The sequence below is a fragment of the Brevundimonas sp. genome (assembly GCF_052436175.1).
Taxonomy (GTDB): domain Bacteria; phylum Pseudomonadota; class Alphaproteobacteria; order Caulobacterales; family Caulobacteraceae; genus Brevundimonas.
This window is the reverse complement of sequence record NZ_JBQVNM010000065.1, coordinates 1-15,937: the sequence shown is the minus strand read 5'-3', so window position 1 is coordinate 15,937 and position 15,937 is coordinate 1. Positions and strand designations below refer to the sequence as shown.

Sequence of the window (15,937 nt, the reverse complement as noted above, 5' to 3'; positions counted from 1 at the left end):
GCTGTCGCAAGGCCGTCTGGTGAACCTGGGCAACGCCACGGGCCACCCGTCGTTCGTGATGTCGGCCTCCTTCACCAACCAGACCCTGGCCCAGATCGAACTCTGGACCAATAAGTCCAAGTACGAGAACCAGGTCTACGTCCTGCCCAAGCACCTGGACGAGAAGGTCGCCATGCTTCACCTCGAGAAGCTGGGCGCCAAGCTGACCAAGCTGTCCAAGGAACAGGCCGACTATATCTCGGTCCCGACCGAGGGCCCGTTCAAGCCGGATCACTACAGGTACTGAGGCGCTGACGCGTCGCGCTATGTTCGCGACGCGGTCGCTCACGACTTGAGCGCATGCCCTTGAATGACAAAGGCCCCGGAGCGATCCGGGGCCTTTTGCAACTTGAGCCGCGCCGGGTCGGGAGGTCCCGGTGGGCCGACGACCGCGGCCCAAGGAGGCGGCCTCAGGCGGCCATGGCCGCCCGGTCGATCATCGGTTCGGGCGCCGGGTCGTCGCGACCGGCCAGGCCCGCCTCGAAGTCCATGAGCACGTCCATCAGCTCCTCACCCGAGATCAGCCCCGCGTCAGGGCCGAAGCGGAAGTTCCAGTAGCTGACGATGTGCTGCAGCACGCCCAGTTGCTCGCCGAGCGTGCGGAAGGTCGCCGGCGCCTCCAGCAGGAAGTCGCGGAAGGCGTTGGGATTGGCTCGCACGGTCAGGGCCGCATAGGCCTCGTCATAGATCTTCAGCTTGGTCGAGACCGACCGGCAGGCCGCCAGGATGCGACGCCGCAGCGACTCCCGGCTGTGGGCCAGGTAGGCGCGGATGTTGGGCGTGACCTGGCCGTGCGGCTTCACCTTCGAAACGGCCTCGGCCACCTTCAGCGCGTCGGGCAGCAGCTCGCCCAGGCTCCACTTGTAGTAGAGGAAGCCTTTCCAGCAGAAGACACCCTCATGATACTGTTCCGGAGCCAGGTTCAGGGTGACGCCCAGAGCCTCCATCCGGTCGCCGGGATCGTTGGACAGGATCTTGGACGCGAACTTCTGGGCTGAACCGGCCGCCGCCTTTCCGCCGCCGACGGTCAGGTTGACCAGGGGCCCGATTTCGCGCTCGACGAAGGTCATCATGCGGTCCAGATCGCTGTCGCTGATCCCGAAATAGCAGGCGGCGGGGTCGTGCCCGTGGCGGCGCAACTGTTCACGCAACAGGAAGGGATCGAGCGACGGCAGTTCGTCGATCAACCGCATCAGCACCATGTCGGGGTGGTCGGGGCCGATGCCGAAAGCGCCCTTCATCATCCGCTCAAAGGCGATCTCGTTGACGAAGAAGTAGCGCCCGCCGGCCTTGAGGTCGGTGGTATCGATCGGCAGGACGATCTTTGTCGAGATGTGTCGACGCCCGCGAAACAGGTCCAGCTCATCGCGGCGCAGACGGTGCTTGATGACCAGGGACTGGTTCAGGGCGCGTGTCTGGAAAAGGGGATGCTCGATCCAGTCCTCGGAGAACTCATGCTCGCGCGCGACACGCAGCAGGTTGAGCAGCCGCGCCGTCGAGGCCGACTTCTCCAGGTGGTTCAGATTGCGAAAGGAACGATCGGTCACGGCTTCACCATGACGATCAATGATGAGCATTCCCCTTGCCGATAGGGTGAACGAAACGTAGCTGCGATCCATGACCTTCGCAGACCTCAAGATCCTGAACTGGCGCGACGATCTGGCGACGGACTTCCACGACATCAACGCCGAGTGGATCCGGACGATGTTCGCACTGGAGGACACCGATCGGGACGTCCTGGAGAATCCCCGCGCGCGCATCATCGACCCCGGCGGCGACATCCTGTTCGTCGAGGCGGAGGGCCTCGGCGTCGTCGGCGCCTGCGCCCTGCAGAAGACGGGCGAGGGCCGGTTCGAGCTGACCAAGATGGGGGTACGGGAAAGCGCGCGCGGTCGAAAGGCCGGGGAGTTCCTGCTGGACGCGATGATCCGCCGCGCCCACGACAGGGGAGCCGAGACCCTCTATCTCCTGACCAACGCCCGCTGCGTCGCCGCCATCCATCTGTATGAGAAGGCGGGCTTCGTCCACGACGCGGAGATCATGCGCGACTACGGCGCGCGCTATCAGCGCTGCGACGTGGCCATGCGCTACGTCGGTCCCCTCTCGGGTCAAAAGGACGCGCCCGCCTGAGGCCGGCGGCTGTGGCTGGCGTCCTGGCCTGACCGGGCCTAGAAGAGGCGTATGGAAAACCTCTTCAACGTCCTGATCCTGGCGGCCATCGGCGCCGTGGCCGTGACCCTGGGGTTCGGCATCTATTCCCTGTATCGCGGCGGCGACTACGCCCGATCCAACTCCAACAAGCTGATGCGGCTGAGGGTGGCGCTGCAGGCCCTGGCCATCGCGCTTCTGGTGGCGGGCATGTGGTGGAAATCCACGCATCCGGGCTGACGGCCGATGGTGGTGCTGAACAAGATCTACACCCGAACCGGGGACGACGGCTCCACGGGGCTGGCGACGGGGCGGCGAGTGTCCAAGTCCGACGCCCGGGTCGAAGCCTACGGCGCGGTGGACGAGCTGAACGCCGTCATCGGCGTCGCCCGGCTGCATTCGGGGCAGAACGACCGGATCGACGCCATGCTGGGCCGGATCCAGAACGAGCTCTTCGACCTGGGCGCCGACCTGGCCACGCCGCTGGAGCCCGCGCCGAAATGGGAGGCCCTGCGCATCGTCGCCTCCCAGATCGAACGGCTGGAGGCCGAGATCGACTGGATGAACGAGAGCCTGAAGGCTCTGGACAGCTTCATCCTGCCCGGCGGTTCGCCCCTGTCGGCCCATCTGCATCTGGCGCGGACCGTGGCGCGACGGGCCGAGCGCGAGGCCATCCGTCTGGTCGAGGCGGGAGAGGCCGTGACGCCCGAGGCCGTCCGCTATCTGAACCGGCTGTCGGACCATCTGTTCGTCGCCGCCCGACGGGCCAACGCCAACGGCGCCGGCGACGTCAAATGGCGGCCCGGCGCCACCCGCTGACATCCCGATCGTTGAGGCCCATGTCGGAATCCTGCGGCCTCGCCTTGATCCACCTGAGGCTTTCGGCTATAGCCGCGCGCTCTTAGAGATTTCCGCGCCGTGGACGTGTGGTCTGCGGCGTTTTCCGTTCCGAAGGTTTATCGATGGCCAACAACGCCGGCGCCCGCAAGGCGATCCGTAAGATCGCCGCCCGCACCGAAGTCAACAAGGCGCGCCGCACCCGCGTGCGCACCTATCTGCGCAAGTTCCAGGAAGCGATCACGGCGGGCGACGCCGGCGTCGCCAAGACCGCCTTCGTCGAGGCCCAGTCCGAGCTGATGCGCGCCGTCTCCAAGGGCGTGGTTCACAAGAACACCGGCTCGCGCAAGGTCAGCCGTCTGGCCGCCCAGCTGAAGAAGCTGTCGGCCGCCTGATCCAGGCGACTTCCGCAGGCTGTCACACGCCTGTCACGCGAAAATCCAATGATTTCAACGGCGAGAAAGCATCTGCTCTCTCGCCGTTTCGCCGTGTGCGGATAAGTGGCTCTGGTTCGCCAGGGCGGAATTCTGGCGCCGGACCGGACTAAAACCGGCATTTTTTCAAGCCTGATCCGCCTTTAGCCGAGTCAACCAATTTAACTTCGAATCAGCGCAAGAATCAGCGTTGACCCTTCCCGTCCCCGGCGTAAGTTTTGGCCTCTAACGCACTTCCATCCCCACACGGATGAAGGCGGCGGGCGGGAGTATGTCGCGCGCCGGCGGGAGACGTCTGATCCAGTGACCCAGCCCACCTGCTGAAGCCCGGCTTCGCGGGACCGGCGAAGTCGTCCCTGATCCGCCGATCCCTGCGTTCAACATGTTTCCGATTTTCGGGGGGATTGTGCGGACATGAGCGGGGGCGTTTCGGTGGCGAACATGACGGATCCGGACCACATCTGGACCGAGGCGGCGGGACGACTGCGGGCCGAGATCGGCGAGGGGCCGTTCAGCTCCTATATCGCGCCGTCCGCCGTACGCGCCGACGGCTCGGGCCGGCTGATCCTGGTGACGCCGACCGCCTATGCGCGCGACTGGGTGCGCAAGAACGCCCTGAACCGCATGAACGAACTCTGGCTGGGTCTGGACGGCCTGTCGCGTCGCCTGGAGGTCCGTTGCCGCGCGGAACTAGGCTCGGCGCCCACATCGGCCGCGCTCGCCGCCGCAGCGGCTGCGGCTCCCGTGCCGACACCGGTTTCTGCGGCCTCGCCTGTCGCCACTGTGGCCCCCGTCGCCGACGGCGCCCGGGCCGTCCGCGCCGCCGGTCTGCAGGAACGTCTGACCTTCGACAGCTTCGTCGAGGGTCAGGGCAACGCCTTCGCCCTGGCCATCGCCCGCCAGACGGCCGCCTGGGCCGACGGCCACTTCAACCCGATCTTCTTCTGCGGCCCCTATGGCTACGGCAAGACCCACCTGCTCAACGCCATCGCCTGGGAGGCCCAGCGCCTGCGCCCGGACGCCAAGGTCATCTATCTGACCGCCGAGCGCTTCCTGTCGACCTTCGTGCGCGCCATGCAGGACCGCTCGACCGCCGCCTTCAAGGAAAGCTTGCGGAGCGCCGACATGCTGCTGCTGGACGACGTCCAGTTCGTGGGCGGCAAGGCGAGCACCCAGGAAGAGCTCCTGTCGACCCTGACGGCCCTGATCGAGGACGGCAAACGCATCGTCCTGTCGGCCGACCGCGCCCCCACCGCCCTGTCCGAAGTCGAGCCGCGTCTGCGTAGCCATCTCGCCGCCGGCCTGACCTGCCCGGTCGAGCCCGCCGACCGGGCGCTGAAGATCGCCGTGGCCGAGAACCGCCTGACGGCCTTCGCGCGGATGGGCGTCGTCTCGGGCCAGGCCCCGCGCGAGGTTCTGGAGCATCTGGTGGACCGCACCCCGGGCTCGATGCGTGAGCTGGAAGGCGCCATCAACACCCTGGCCGCCGCCGCCGGGCCGCGTCTGGCCTCCCTGGGCGTGGACGAGGCGCAAGGTTTGCTGGGCTCGGCCCTGCGCGGCGGGCCCGAGCGCCGCATCACCGTCGACGAGATCCAGAAGACCGTCGCCGAGCACTTCAACATGAAGCAGGCCGACCTGCTGAGCGAGCGCCGCACCCGCGCCATCGCCCGCCCGCGCCAGATCGCCATGTATCTGTGCAAGCAGCACACCACCCGCTCCTATCCCGACATCGGGCGTCGCTTCGGCGGGCGGGATCACACCACCGTCCTGCACGGCGTGCGCAAGATCGAGGAACTGCTGCCGACTGACGACCAGATCGCCCGCGACGTCGAGGCCCTGACCCGCAAGCTGCGCGGGTGACCGGCCCCGGATTGTAAACGACTGTTGCCCCGGGCGTTTCGGCCTTGATGTCGGACGCTCCTGGGGGCAAAGGCGCGCCCCATTGTGGGGGCCGTCATGAAAAACAATGATCATATCGAGCCTTGGCTCGTCTGGCTGGGCGTGGTGTCGCTGGGCCTTCTGATCCTGGTGACGCTCGGGGTCCTGATCGACTGACCGATCGCAGGGTCAGGTTTCGACAGCCCCGCAGCCGGCCGCCTCGCATTGCTACGGTCCGCGCTTTGCGTCAGGGTCTCCTCCGGGAGGCGGGGCATGACCGACGACGATCGCACCAAGGCCGCCGTGCGGCCGGTGGAGACCCAGAGGCTGGACGCCTTCGTGGACGCCTCCTTCGCCTTCGCCGTGACCCTGCTGATCATCGCCGGGGCCGAGCCGCTGAACGGGTTCAACGACCTGCTGCGCGCCATGGGCCGGATCCCGGCCTTCGCCTGCGGGTTCGGCCTGGTGGTGATGTTCTGGCTGGGTCACCGCAACTTCGGGCGGCTGTCCCCCATCCGCGACAGCTGGTCGGCGACCCTCAGCCTGATGATCGTCTTCATGATCCTGATCTACGTCTTCCCCCTGCGGCTGCTGACCGAGGCGGGGGCGTCCTATTTCTCCGGGGGGCGGCTTCCGGGCCGGGAGGTGATCCGCTCCTACGAGCAGTTGCGCGACATCTACACCATCTATGGCGTCGGCTTCGCGGTGCTGTGCTGGCTCTATTTCCTGCTCTACGGCCACGCCCTGAAGCGGGGCGCCGTGTCCGGCCTGGCGGAGGAGGATCGCGACGAGGCCGCCGAGGCGCGCGCCATCTGGGGCTTCATCACCCTGGCGGGCCTGTTCTCCGCCGCCCTGGCCTGGGCCATTCCGATGCGGGTGGCGCCCTGGGCGCCGGGCTTCGCCTACTGGCTGATCCCCGTCGGCCTCTATTTCGTCAATCTGGTGCACCGGCGCCGGACAGGGCAAGGCTTGCTGAAAGGCGCCAAACGGCCGGCGCCCGAGACCCTGGCCTGAGAACCTCGCCTGAGACCTAGAGACCGAGAGCCGCGCGGATGGCGCGCCAGTCGATGTATTTGAAGTTCTGGGTGCCCACGTCGTTGACGTCGTCCTGGATGACCACGACGCCCTCGGGAAACTGATCCGAGACGAAGCCGCCCAGGGCGTCCAGACCGTCGGTGCCGGTGACCCGGTCCACGCCGTTTCCGTCCACCACCACGAACCGGCCTTTGTACTCGGGCGCGGCGCCGTCGATGCGCCAGACCGGGAAGGTCGAGTCGCCCTGGCTGGAGGCGATCAGATATCGGGCCGGGCCGTCCCTGAGGATGGTCAGCCCCTCGGCATCCGCGACCAGCCGGTCGGCGGCGATCGGCTGGATCAGGGTGCGGGTCGCGCCCGAAGCCGGGTTCAGCCCATAGCGCCAGATTCCGACATTCTCTTCGGCCAGATAGAGAGCGTCGGTCTCGGGATCGGCGGCGCAGCCTTCCGAGATCGTGCCGATGTCGAACCGGCGCAGCTCACGGGCGACCGGCTTGCCGTCGGCGCCGGCGGTCAGGGCGAACTGGCGCACCTCTCCCTCATGGCCGACCAGGATGGCGTCCACGCCGCCCGCGCGGTTGGCGAAACAGAAGCCGTAGGGCTCCACCACATCCGTGCCGATCGCGCCCCAGGGCTGGACGGCGTTCTGGGGGTCGGTCGCGGCGGGATCATAGAGGTAGAGTGACACCCCGGTCTTGGATGGCGTGCGATCGCTGGCGCCCAGGACCACCATCGGCTTGCCGCCGACGCTGACGCCCTCGGTCACATCCACGTTGTTCAGCAGGCCCTCGGGCAGGAACTGCAGGATCTGGCCGTCGAAATCATAGAGGTAGAGCCCGGCCTTCTTGTCAGTGCCGGCGACGAAGCCGTTGACCGTGCGACCCTTGACCGAGACCGGGCCGGCGGCGACCCAGACGGCCGGATCGTCGGCGGCATCCTGACCAGCGGTGCCGACCGAAGGGGTTTCCAGTACGGCGTGAACCGGCGCCCCCTGTCCGACGACGCCTTCGCCCTCGCCCTGATAGTCGACCTCGTGCGTCGCACAGGCGGTCAGGGTCAGCAGGGAGGCGGCGGCGAGCAGGGCGGAAAAGCGGGCCATCGGGGCCTCCTGATTTCGGCGTTCGGCGCGCCAGACCACGCAACGACCACGAGGGTCAACGGCAGCGAAATGACGATCCGGCGTCATCTCCATGACGGTCGCTCCGCACCGGGACCGATTGTCATGAGGCCGCACCGAAATCGCAGAACAGCCGTCGCGGAACCGTCGCCGGGGCGTTGCCGCAGCGAGCTAAGCGGCGCCGGAACGGTCGAGGCGAAACGTCGCCGGACCGCATGGGGATCATGCAATGAAACTGGCTCTTCTTCTCGGCGCCGCCATCGCGCCGCTCGCCTTCGCCGGAGCGGCCCTCGCCGCCGAAACCGCGCCCGTCGCCGTCAACGCCGAGGCGCCCGCCGCCGGCGAGACCCTGTACGGCCGCGTCACCAGCGGCTCGGGTTCGGCCCTTCCCGGCGCCGAGATCATCGTGCGCGAGACCGGCCGCCGCGCCGTCACGGATACGCAGGGGGCCTTCACCCTGTCGGGTCTCAGCGCCGGATCGGTGACGCTGGATGTGCGCTACCTCGGCCTGCCCAACGCCTCGCAGTCGGTCACCATCGCCTCGGGCGCCCCGACCTCGATCGAGGTGATGATGGGTGCGACCGCCGACGCCAACGCCACCCAGGTCGAGGACATCGTGGTCACCGGCGTGATCACCGACGGCATCGCCCGCTCGCTGAACCAGCAGCGCAATGCCGACGGCACCCTCAACGTCCTGTCGGCCGACGCCATCGGCCGCTATCCCGACCCGAACGTCGCGGAGTCCCTGCAACGCGTCCAGGGCATCGCCATCCAGCGCGACCAGGGCGAAGGCCGTTACATCAACGTGCGCGGCGCCCCCGCCGCCTTCACCGCCGTCTCGGTCGACGGCGTGGCCGTCCCGGCTGTGTCCCCCACGACCCGCGCGGTCGATCTGGACACCCTGCCCTCGGACATCGTCTCCACCGTGGAGGTCTCCAAGACCCTGCGTCCCAGCCAGGACGCCGATTCCATCGCCGGCGCCGTGGACATCAAGACCCGCTCGCCCTTCGACAAGCGCCGCTTCGCCCTCAGCGCCTATGCGGGCGGCAGCTACAACGACTACGGCGGCTCGGACACCCGCGCGGGCGCGACGATCTCCAACGTCTTCGGCCCGAACCAGACCTTCGGCGCCCTGGTCTCGCTGAGCTATTCGGAGACCAACCGTCGTCCCGACAACGTCGAGAACGCGTGGAACTACAACGCCACGACCAACCGCTATACGATCGACGAAACCCTGTTCAAGGACTACGAGACGCAGCGGACCCGGCACGCGATCACCGGCGCCCTGGAATGGCGTCCGAACGACAGCACCCGCGCCTGGCTGAAGGGCTCGTTCGCCGAGTTCAACGACAACGAGTACCGCGACACCCTGCGCTTCACCTATTCGGACGGCACGCTGCAGGCCGGCTCGACCGACCGGACGGCCACCTTCACCGGCGCCCGGATCTACAAGGCCCTGCGTCACCGCGAGCAGGACAACAAGATCACGACCCTGAACGGCGGCGGCGAATACAGCTTCGCCAACGGCGCGGTCTTGGACGCGACCCTGGCCTGGGCCCGCTCGGAACAGACCTATCCGCACCGTGACGAGTTGGTCTATCGCTCGGGGTCGGTGACCCTGAGCTATGACACCACCGACCACTACGCCCCGACCTATTCGCCGTTCGCCTCGACCTATTACTCGACCCCGACGAACTACAGCTTCCGGGAGAACACCTACCGCTCCAACGACACCGAGCAGGAAGACGTCTCGTTCAGGACCAACCTCGAGCTGCCGACCGTCATCGGCGGACGCGACGTGACGCTGAAGTTCGGCGCCAAATACGCGACCCGCGACGTCTATGCCGATGAAGAGCGCTATCGCGACCGCACCACGACGGCGCCGGTCAATCCGGGTCTGCTGGCGCCCCTGCTGAGCACCCGTCCGTCGCGCAACTACGACTACGACCTGGGCGTCAAGTTCGACCACGATCTGGTCAGCGATTATCTGGACTCCGTCCGCGCCGTTTCGACCAACGCCGCCGCGCGTCGCCTGCCCCAGTCGATCAGCGCCGACTACACCGCCAATGAGGACATCCTGGCCGGTTACGGACAGGCCAAGTTCGACATCGGCGCCACCAACGTCCTGATCGGTCTGCGCGTCGAGCAGACCAACTTCGACGGTTCGGCCCTGGTCGTGCCGCGCAACGGCACGGTCGGCGTCCTGACCTCGATCAACAAGGACCGGACGGATGTCTTCCCCAACCTGACCCTGCGCCACAGCTTCAGTGAAGACCTGATCGGCCGCTTCGCCCTGACGCGCGCCATCTCGCGGCCCGAGTATTCGGAAATCGTGCCCCGCGTTCTGGAAACCACCGAAGGCAACACCGTCACCTTCGCGCGCGGCAATCCGAACCTGGAGGCCGCCCTGTCGAACAACATCGACGCGGGTCTGGAATACTATCTGAAGCCTCTGGGCGTGATCTCAGTCAACGCCTTCTACAAGGACCTGTCGGACTACCGGTTCACCCTGAACACGGCGACGCCCTACACGGACCCGACCGCCCCGACGATCACCCAGGCCGTCTACACCGAGGCCCTCAACGCCCCCGACGGCCACCTGGCGGGGGTGGAGTTCAACTGGCAGCAGACCTTCGACTTCCTGCCGGGCTGGGCGTCGGGCTTCGGCGTATTCGCCAACTACACGATGACGGATGCGGAGATCAAAACCGCCGCCAGCTACGCCGGGCGCAACACCTTCACCCTGCCGGGCCAGTCGGACACGATCTACAACGCCGCCCTCTTCTACGAGAAGGCCGGGTTCAGCGCCCGCGTCTCCTACACCCACCGGTCTGACTTCCTGGAAGCCATCGACGCGACCCGTCCGGGCCTGGACCTGTGGGTCGAGGGCCGCGGCCAGCTGGACTTCACCTCCAGCTATGACTTCGGCAACGGGGTGGAGGTGTTCGGCGAGGCCAAGAACCTGACCGACAGCGCCGGCGTTCGCTACTACGGCTCCAAGGAGCGGACCTACGAGTACGAGAAGTTCGGCTACAACGTCTTCGTCGGCGTCCGCTTCAAGCTCTGATCGACCGAGAGCGTTGGACAGGAGAGGGCCGGGCGGCGACACCCGGCCCTTTTTGTTGCCGAAGGCCAAACCCGACAGGCGAGCGCGCAACGGGTTTCTGGCGATCGACGGTTGACCCCGGCGGGCCAGGGCTTAGGTATCGGCCGCGCCTTCATCTCCCGCGCGCGCGATCCATCCCGAGGACACTCCCATGGCTGAAGCTTCCTACGATGTCGTCATCATCGGCGGCGGGCCGGGCGGCTATAATGCCGCGATCCGCGCGGGCCAGCTGGGCCTGAAGGTCGCCTGCGTCGAGATGCGCGACACCCTGGGCGGCACCTGCCTGAACGTCGGCTGCATGCCGTCCAAGGCCCTGCTGCACGCCTCGGAGCTGTTCGAGGTGGCTAACAAGGAGTTCGGCACGCTGGGCATCGACGTGGGGACTCCCAAGGTCAACCTGCCGCAGATGATGAAGCAGAAGGCCGAAAGCGTCACCGCCCTGACCAAGGGGATCGAGTTCCTGTTCAAGAAGAACAAGGCCGACTGGATCAAGGGCAAGGGCAAGATCGCCGGCCCCGGGAAGGTCGAGGTCACCGCCGCCGACGGAACCGTCACCACCCTGACGGCCAAGGACATCGTCATCGCCACGGGTTCGGAGCCCACCCCCCTGCCCGGCGTGGATTTCGTCGAGGGCAAGATCATCGATTCCACCGGCGCCCTGTCGTTGCCGGCGATCCCGAAGAAGCTGATCGTCATCGGCGCGGGCGTGATCGGGCTGGAGCTCGGCTCGGTCTGGCGTCGTCTGGGCGCCGAGGTGACCGTGGTGGAGTTCCTCGACAAGGTCGGCGCCGGGATGGACGCCGAGGTCGCCACCGCCTTCCAGCGCGGTCTGACCAAACAGGGCATGACCTTCAAGATGGGCACCAAGGTCACCTCGGCCAAGGCGGCCAAGGACGGGGTGGTCCTGACCATCGAGCCCGCAGCGGGCGGCGCCGCCGAGACCCTGACGGCCGATGTGGTGCTGGTGGCCATCGGCCGTCGTCCCTACACGGCCGGGCTGGGTCTGGAGACGGTCGGCATCGAGACCGACAAGCGCGGCTTCCTGAACAACGACCACCTGAAGACCGGCAAGGACGGCGTCTGGGTCATCGGCGACGTGACCCACGGCCCGATGCTGGCCCACAAGGCCGAGGAAGAGGCCGTCGCCGTCATCGAATACATCGCCGGCAAGGCGGGCCACGTCGATTACGACCTGGTCTCCAGCGTCATCTACACCGGCCCGGAAGTGGCCTGGGTCGGCAAGACCGAAGAACAGCTCAAGGCCGCGGGCGTCGATTTCAAGAAGGGCAAGTTCCCCTTCACCGCCAACAGCCGCGCCAAGATCAACCACGAGACCGAGGGTTTCGTGAAGGTGCTGGCCGACGCGACGACGGACAAGGTTCTGGGCGTCCACATCTTCGGCCCGTCCGCGGGCGAACTGATCGGCGAGGCCTGCATCGCCATGGCCTTCGGCGGGTCGTCGGAAGACATCGCCCGCACCTGCCACGCCCACCCGACCCGTTCGGAAGCCGTCAAACAGGCGGCCATGGGCGTGGACGGCTGGACCATGCAGGCCTGAGCCCCACCTCGGGTCAGCCCTGCACGGGCGCCCGGCGCAACTGTCCGAAATTCATCCGCGACAGGCCGAAGTCCAGAGACACGCGCGAGAAGCGGCTGAGCAGATCGGCGCCGATCAGCAGGGCCGGCCCCTGGTCGAGGCCCAGGGCGCCGAAGGCGTGGAGGTCGGCGAACAGCAGCCGGGTCGGTCCCAGCCGCAGACGATTGATGTCCAGCCGGGAGACGACGGCCGGCGTCGCCTCCAGCACCTGACCGGTGACGCCGAAAACCCGGATGGGGTTGAGCGCCGTCAGCCGCGACTGTCGCTCGGCCACGGCGTCGAACAGGGCCGGATTGCCGATCGAATACTGGGCGCCGCTGTCGACGAAACAGTCGGTCTCCACGCCTTCCACCCTGGCGTTCAGCAGGATCAGCTGACCGAAGCGCCCCTTGCGGCTCCGGGCGAACTCCACCCCGTTCAAACGCGATGGGACGAGGCGGCCGAAGGTGACCCGGTCAGGCCCCGACGGCGTGAGGGAGACGGAGCGTCGCGTCACGTCGAGTTCCAAATGAAAACCGGACAGGGCGTCAAGCCCCAGCAGTCCGTCGGCCGCCAAGACGGCGCGCGGGAAGACGCAGGGCTCCATCTGATGAAAACTGCGACCGGCGACGTCCAGCCGTTCGATGTGGACGGTGCGCGCGGTCTGGGCCGAGGTGACCCCGTGGACCAGGGCTTTCGGTCCTTCCGGAAGCGCCAGGGCCGCCGCCACTTCTTCCGACACGGCCGTGCGGGTCGCCCCGGTGTCGATCACGAACTCATAGGGGCCGGCGCCGTTGACACGGCCCTGCACCGACATGCGGGTGAAGAGATTGGCCCGCAGGGCTTCGGGTGAAGGCGCGTCCGGCGTGGCTATCGAACCCGGATCGAGGCCCTGTGCGGCAGAAGCCGAGGGGACCAGGCCGCATCCGCCCAGACCGACCGCCACCAGTCCGGCGTTGAGACGACGCCGATCAAGGATGCTGCGATCGTCCCTTGAGCCGGAGCGTATCATGACCGCCTCCCAGCGGGTTCGGCCCAGAATACGCCCTTTTGGGGCCGCCGCACATAGGAGCGTGCGGCCTATCCGCGCGGATGGGCGGCGGCGTAGGCCTCCATCAGCCGGGCAGCGTCCACAGCGGTGTATTTCTGGGTCGTGGACAGGCTGGCGTGGCCGAGCAGCTCCTGGATCGACCGCAGGTCGGCGCCGGCGCCCAGCAGATGGGTGGCGAAACTGTGCCTCAGGGCGTGGGGCGTGGCGGAGGCGGGCAGGCCCAGCCGTCCGCGCAGCCGCTGCACCGTCGCCTGGACGTGGCGCGGGCTCAAGGCGCCGCCGCGCTTCGCCCGAAACAGGGGATCGTCGGGCGTCATGACGAAGGGCTGGAGCGCCAGATAGTCCTCCACCGCCGTCCGCACGGCGGGCAGGACTGGGACCATCCGCGTCTTGCCGCCCTTGCCGGTGATCCGCAGGGTTTCGGGCAGGGGGGCGTCGGCCCGGGTCAGAGACAGGGCCTCTGAAATCCGCAGGCCGCAGCCGTAGAGCAGGGTCAGGACCGCCCGGTCCCGCCCCGCCTCCCAGGGCTCCACGTCGGGGTCGGCGTCCGGCTCCTGCAGCAGCCCGCGCGCCTGATCGGCCGTGACCGGGCGGGGCAGGGAGGGCTTGACCTTAGGCCCCCGCACCAGGGCCAGCTGGGGCGTCGCCACCCCGCAGCGGCGGTCGAGGAAGACGTGGAAGGTGCGAATGGCCGACAGGGTCTGGCTGAGCGAACGCGCGTTCAGCGGGTGGTCGCCGGACCGCCGCTCGGCCAGATGGGCGCGGACCTCGGCGGCCGTGACCGAACCCAGGTCCGCCGCGCTCAGGGCCTCGCCGCGATGACGGTCGAGGAAGCCGAGATAGAGGCGGACGATATGGCCATAGGCTTCGAGCGTGCGCGGAGACAGCCGACGCTCATCCGACAGGTGGACGAGCCAGGCGCCCAAGGCCTGGTGGGCTGGGCGGGCGTTCAGTTCAGGATCGGCCATCGTTCGGCCGTGCGTTCGACGACGCGGGCGATGAAGGCGACCAGTTCGCAGCCCATGGCCGGGGTGAAGCCCTGAGGATCGCTGGAGCCGAAGGCGCACAGGGCAGGGCGTGCGCCTTCGGCTCCGGCGAACATCGGCGCCATGCGGATCAGGGCGACGGACTTGACCCCCTCCGCGGCGGCGCCGAACAGGTCGAGCCCGGCGATCGGCGGCCCGAGCCAGTGCAGGCCGTCAGGGCCCAGAAGGGCGTCGATGTCGCCGGCTTCCAGCGGTCGCCAGCCGAAGGGGATACCGCCCGGCTTCTCCAGAGCGACCGCCCCGCCGGCGAGGCCGAAGCGGGCGGCGGCGGCGGCGTCCAGACGGCGGGCCAGATCGGACTGGTTACGCGATTCGAGAATGTCGAGAGCGACCACATGGGTCTGGGTCTGGGCGGCGAAATTGGCTCGGGCCACGGTCTCGATCTGCTTGCGGGCGCCGGCCTCGCGTTCGACCACGGCCTCCAGCCGCGCCAGGGCCGTGGCGCCGAACTCGACGACGTTGCGGCCATGCGGGCGCAGGCCGATCTCCTCCAGCAGGGAGCGATCGTCCAGCAACATCTGTGGATGGGCTTGCAGCCAGTCGCGGATCTCCGGCCAGGCGCGTTGCGGCGCTTCCGTTTCCGGTGTCTCAAGGTCGGCGAACAGGTCGCGGGGCTCGCTCAAGTCGGCGTCTCGATGAGCGACGGCCGGGGCGCCGGTCGCGGAACTACAGGATGGACTGGCCGGTCTTGCCCCAGTCGGCCAGGAACTGATCAAGACCCTTGTCGGTTAACGGGTGCTTGACCAAAGCCTTGAAAGTGTCGGCCGGCAGGGTGGCGGCGTCGGATCCCGCGACGGCAGCGGCCGAGACATGGGCCGTGTTGCGCAGGGAGGCGGCCAGGATCTGGGTCTCGAAACCGTGCAGGTCATAGAGGACGCGGATTTCCTCCAGCAGGGCGATGCCGTCCGCGCCGTGGTCTTCCAGCCGACCCACGAAGGGCGAGATGAATGTGGCGCCTGCCTTGGCGGCCAAGAGGGCCTGGGCCGCCGAGAAGCAGAGGGTGACGTTCGTCTTGATCCCCTTGTCGGTAAAGGTCCGCGCGGCGCGCAGCCCGTCCCAGGTCAGGGGGAGCTTCACGACCACGTTCGGGGCGATGGCGGCCAGCTTGTCGCCTTCCTTGACCATGGTCTCGTAGTCGGTCGCCACGGCCTCGGCCGAGATCGGCCCCTCGACCAGGGCGCAGATTTCAGCGATGACCTCGGCGATGTTGCGACCGGATTTGGCGATCAGCGTGGGATTGGTGGTGACGCCGTCCACCATCCCGGTGGGCAGCATCTCCTTGATGACGGCGACGTCGGCGGTGTCGAGGAAGAGTTTCATGCCCCTGCTTCTAGCGGAGACCCCCCGCGGGTGAAAGTCGCGTCTGTCCTCATCCCCCTGCCGGTGCCGGAGGCCTTCGACTACGAGGTTCCGGAAACGCTGGCTCTCGCGCGCGGCGATCAGGTCGCCGTGCCGCTGGGGCCGCGCCTGATGCGCGGGATAGTGTCGGAGGTGCGCGAGACGACGGGATCGAACCGGCGGCTGAAGGCGGTGGACAGTCGGCTCGACGCCCCCGCCCTGCCGAAACGCACGGTGGACTTCGTCGCGTGGGCGGCGCGCTGGACCCTGAGCGCGCCGGGCGAGATGGCCTCGGCGGCCTTGAAGGGACTCCGGGCGCCGCGTCCCCGGCC

Annotated in this window: 15 protein-coding genes and 1 pseudogene; 10 read left to right on the top strand and 6 right to left on the bottom strand. The window is 67.9% G+C overall.

The features are described from left to right. Positions 1-286, top strand: a 286-nt coding sequence (locus ACT6QK_RS12740; RefSeq protein WP_444598194.1) for an adenosylhomocysteinase, incomplete at its 5' end; no start/stop codon positions are given. Between the two features lie 163 nt (positions 287-449). Here the strand turns inward: ACT6QK_RS12740 and ACT6QK_RS12735 are convergent. Then, complete coding sequence (locus ACT6QK_RS12735; RefSeq protein WP_444598193.1) at positions 450-1,586, bottom strand: hypothetical protein; 1,137 nt, start codon at positions 1,584-1,586, stop codon at positions 450-452. Positions 1,587-1,656: 70 nt separating this feature from the next. On the opposite strand from ACT6QK_RS12735, the gene ACT6QK_RS12730 reads away from it, so the two are divergent. The 6 genes from ACT6QK_RS12730 (at position 1,657) to ACT6QK_RS12705 (ending at position 6,350) form a co-directional block, all read left to right on the top strand. Beyond that, on the top strand, positions 1,657-2,169 hold the full coding sequence (locus ACT6QK_RS12730; RefSeq protein WP_444598192.1) for a GNAT family N-acetyltransferase: 513 nt from the start codon (positions 1,657-1,659) through the stop codon (positions 2,167-2,169). Positions 2,170-2,220: 51 nt separating this feature from the next. Next, positions 2,221-2,427 (top strand): twin transmembrane helix small protein, encoded by a 207-nt coding sequence (locus ACT6QK_RS12725; RefSeq protein ID WP_444598191.1) that lies wholly within the window; start codon positions 2,221-2,223, stop codon positions 2,425-2,427. Between the two features lie 6 nt (positions 2,428-2,433). Beyond that, positions 2,434-3,006, top strand: coding sequence for a cob(I)yrinic acid a,c-diamide adenosyltransferase (locus ACT6QK_RS12720; RefSeq protein ID WP_444598190.1), 573 nt, complete (start codon positions 2,434-2,436; stop codon positions 3,004-3,006). 143 nt (positions 3,007-3,149) lie between these two features. After that, positions 3,150-3,419: a 30S ribosomal protein S20 gene (rpsT, locus tag ACT6QK_RS12715; protein ID WP_444598189.1), complete on the top strand. Its 270-nt coding sequence runs from the start codon at positions 3,150-3,152 to the stop codon at positions 3,417-3,419. A 453-nt stretch (positions 3,420-3,872) separates the two neighbouring features. Beyond that, entirely contained in the window at positions 3,873-5,318 is a 1,446-nt protein-coding gene (dnaA, locus tag ACT6QK_RS12710) for a chromosomal replication initiator protein DnaA (protein ID WP_444598188.1), read from the top strand. 291 nt (positions 5,319-5,609) lie between these two features. Then, on the top strand, positions 5,610-6,350 hold the full coding sequence (locus ACT6QK_RS12705; RefSeq protein WP_444598187.1) for a TMEM175 family protein: 741 nt from the start codon (positions 5,610-5,612) through the stop codon (positions 6,348-6,350). A 16-nt stretch (positions 6,351-6,366) separates the two neighbouring features. Here the strand turns inward: ACT6QK_RS12705 and ACT6QK_RS12700 are convergent, their stop codons facing one another. After that, complete coding sequence (locus tag ACT6QK_RS12700) at positions 6,367-7,470, bottom strand: phytase (protein WP_444598186.1); 1,104 nt, start codon at positions 7,468-7,470, stop codon at positions 6,367-6,369. Positions 7,471-7,717: 247 nt separating this feature from the next. On the opposite strand from ACT6QK_RS12700, the gene ACT6QK_RS12695 reads away from it, so the two are divergent. After that, the gene (locus tag ACT6QK_RS12695) at positions 7,718-10,555 is read left to right on the top strand and encodes a TonB-dependent receptor (RefSeq protein WP_444598185.1); all 2,838 of its coding nucleotides are present in this window, start codon (positions 7,718-7,720) and stop codon (positions 10,553-10,555) included. A gap of 190 nt (positions 10,556-10,745) precedes the next feature. After that, on the top strand, positions 10,746-12,152 hold the full coding sequence (gene lpdA / locus ACT6QK_RS12690) for a dihydrolipoyl dehydrogenase (protein WP_444598184.1): 1,407 nt from the start codon (positions 10,746-10,748) through the stop codon (positions 12,150-12,152). A gap of 13 nt (positions 12,153-12,165) precedes the next feature. Here lpdA and ACT6QK_RS12685 read toward each other — a convergent pair whose 3' ends face one another. From ACT6QK_RS12685 to fsa, 4 genes are all read right to left on the bottom strand, one after another. Further along, on the bottom strand, positions 12,166-13,182 hold the full coding sequence (locus ACT6QK_RS12685) for a retroviral-like aspartic protease family protein (protein ID WP_444598183.1): 1,017 nt from the start codon (positions 13,180-13,182) through the stop codon (positions 12,166-12,168). Positions 13,183-13,250: 68 nt separating this feature from the next. Further along, positions 13,251-14,189 (bottom strand): tyrosine recombinase XerC, encoded by a 939-nt coding sequence (locus ACT6QK_RS12680; protein ID WP_444598182.1) that lies wholly within the window; start codon positions 14,187-14,189, stop codon positions 13,251-13,253. Beyond that, positions 14,171-14,785, bottom strand: coding sequence for a DUF484 family protein (locus ACT6QK_RS12675; protein WP_444598195.1), 615 nt, complete (start codon positions 14,783-14,785; stop codon positions 14,171-14,173). Before ACT6QK_RS12675 ends, ACT6QK_RS12680 begins: the two co-directional genes overlap by 19 nt. Before the next feature lie 148 nt (positions 14,786-14,933). Beyond that, positions 14,934-15,587 carry a fructose-6-phosphate aldolase gene (gene fsa, locus ACT6QK_RS12670; RefSeq protein WP_444598181.1) on the bottom strand — a complete coding sequence of 218 codons (654 nt, stop codon included), beginning with the start codon at positions 15,585-15,587 and terminating at the stop codon, positions 14,934-14,936. Between the two features lie 30 nt (positions 15,588-15,617). Between fsa and ACT6QK_RS12665 the strand changes: the two are divergent. Then, positions 15,618-15,937 (top strand): annotated as a pseudogene (locus tag ACT6QK_RS12665) (primosomal protein N'); the annotation flags it as partial.

Bases quoted from the DNA above. Each gene is read 5' to 3' on its own strand.
- ACT6QK_RS12725 (WP_444598191.1), top strand. From the start codon at position 2,221: ATGGAAAACCTCTTCAACGTCCTGATCCTGGCGGCCATCGGCGCCGTG.
- rpsT (WP_444598189.1), top strand. From the start codon at position 3,150: ATGGCCAACAACGCCGGCGCCCGCAAGGCGATCCGTAAGATCGCCGCC.
- fsa (WP_444598181.1), bottom strand. From the start codon at position 15,587: ATGAAACTCTTCCTCGACACCGCCGACGTCGCCGTCATCAAGGAGATG.
- ACT6QK_RS12720 (WP_444598190.1), top strand. From the start codon at position 2,434: ATGGTGGTGCTGAACAAGATCTACACCCGAACCGGGGACGACGGCTCC.
- dnaA (WP_444598188.1), top strand. From the start codon at position 3,873: ATGAGCGGGGGCGTTTCGGTGGCGAACATGACGGATCCGGACCACATC.
- ACT6QK_RS12680 (WP_444598182.1), bottom strand. From the start codon at position 14,189: ATGGCCGATCCTGAACTGAACGCCCGCCCAGCCCACCAGGCCTTGGGC.
- lpdA (WP_444598184.1), top strand. From the start codon at position 10,746: ATGGCTGAAGCTTCCTACGATGTCGTCATCATCGGCGGCGGGCCGGGC.
- ACT6QK_RS12700 (WP_444598186.1), bottom strand. From the start codon at position 7,470: ATGGCCCGCTTTTCCGCCCTGCTCGCCGCCGCCTCCCTGCTGACCCTG.
- ACT6QK_RS12705 (WP_444598187.1), top strand. From the start codon at position 5,610: ATGACCGACGACGATCGCACCAAGGCCGCCGTGCGGCCGGTGGAGACC.
- ACT6QK_RS12730 (WP_444598192.1), top strand. From the start codon at position 1,657: ATGACCTTCGCAGACCTCAAGATCCTGAACTGGCGCGACGATCTGGCG.
- ACT6QK_RS12685 (WP_444598183.1), bottom strand. From the start codon at position 13,182: ATGATACGCTCCGGCTCAAGGGACGATCGCAGCATCCTTGATCGGCGT.
- ACT6QK_RS12675 (WP_444598195.1), bottom strand. From the start codon at position 14,785: ATGTTGCTGGACGATCGCTCCCTGCTGGAGGAGATCGGCCTGCGCCCG.
- ACT6QK_RS12695 (WP_444598185.1), top strand. From the start codon at position 7,718: ATGAAACTGGCTCTTCTTCTCGGCGCCGCCATCGCGCCGCTCGCCTTC.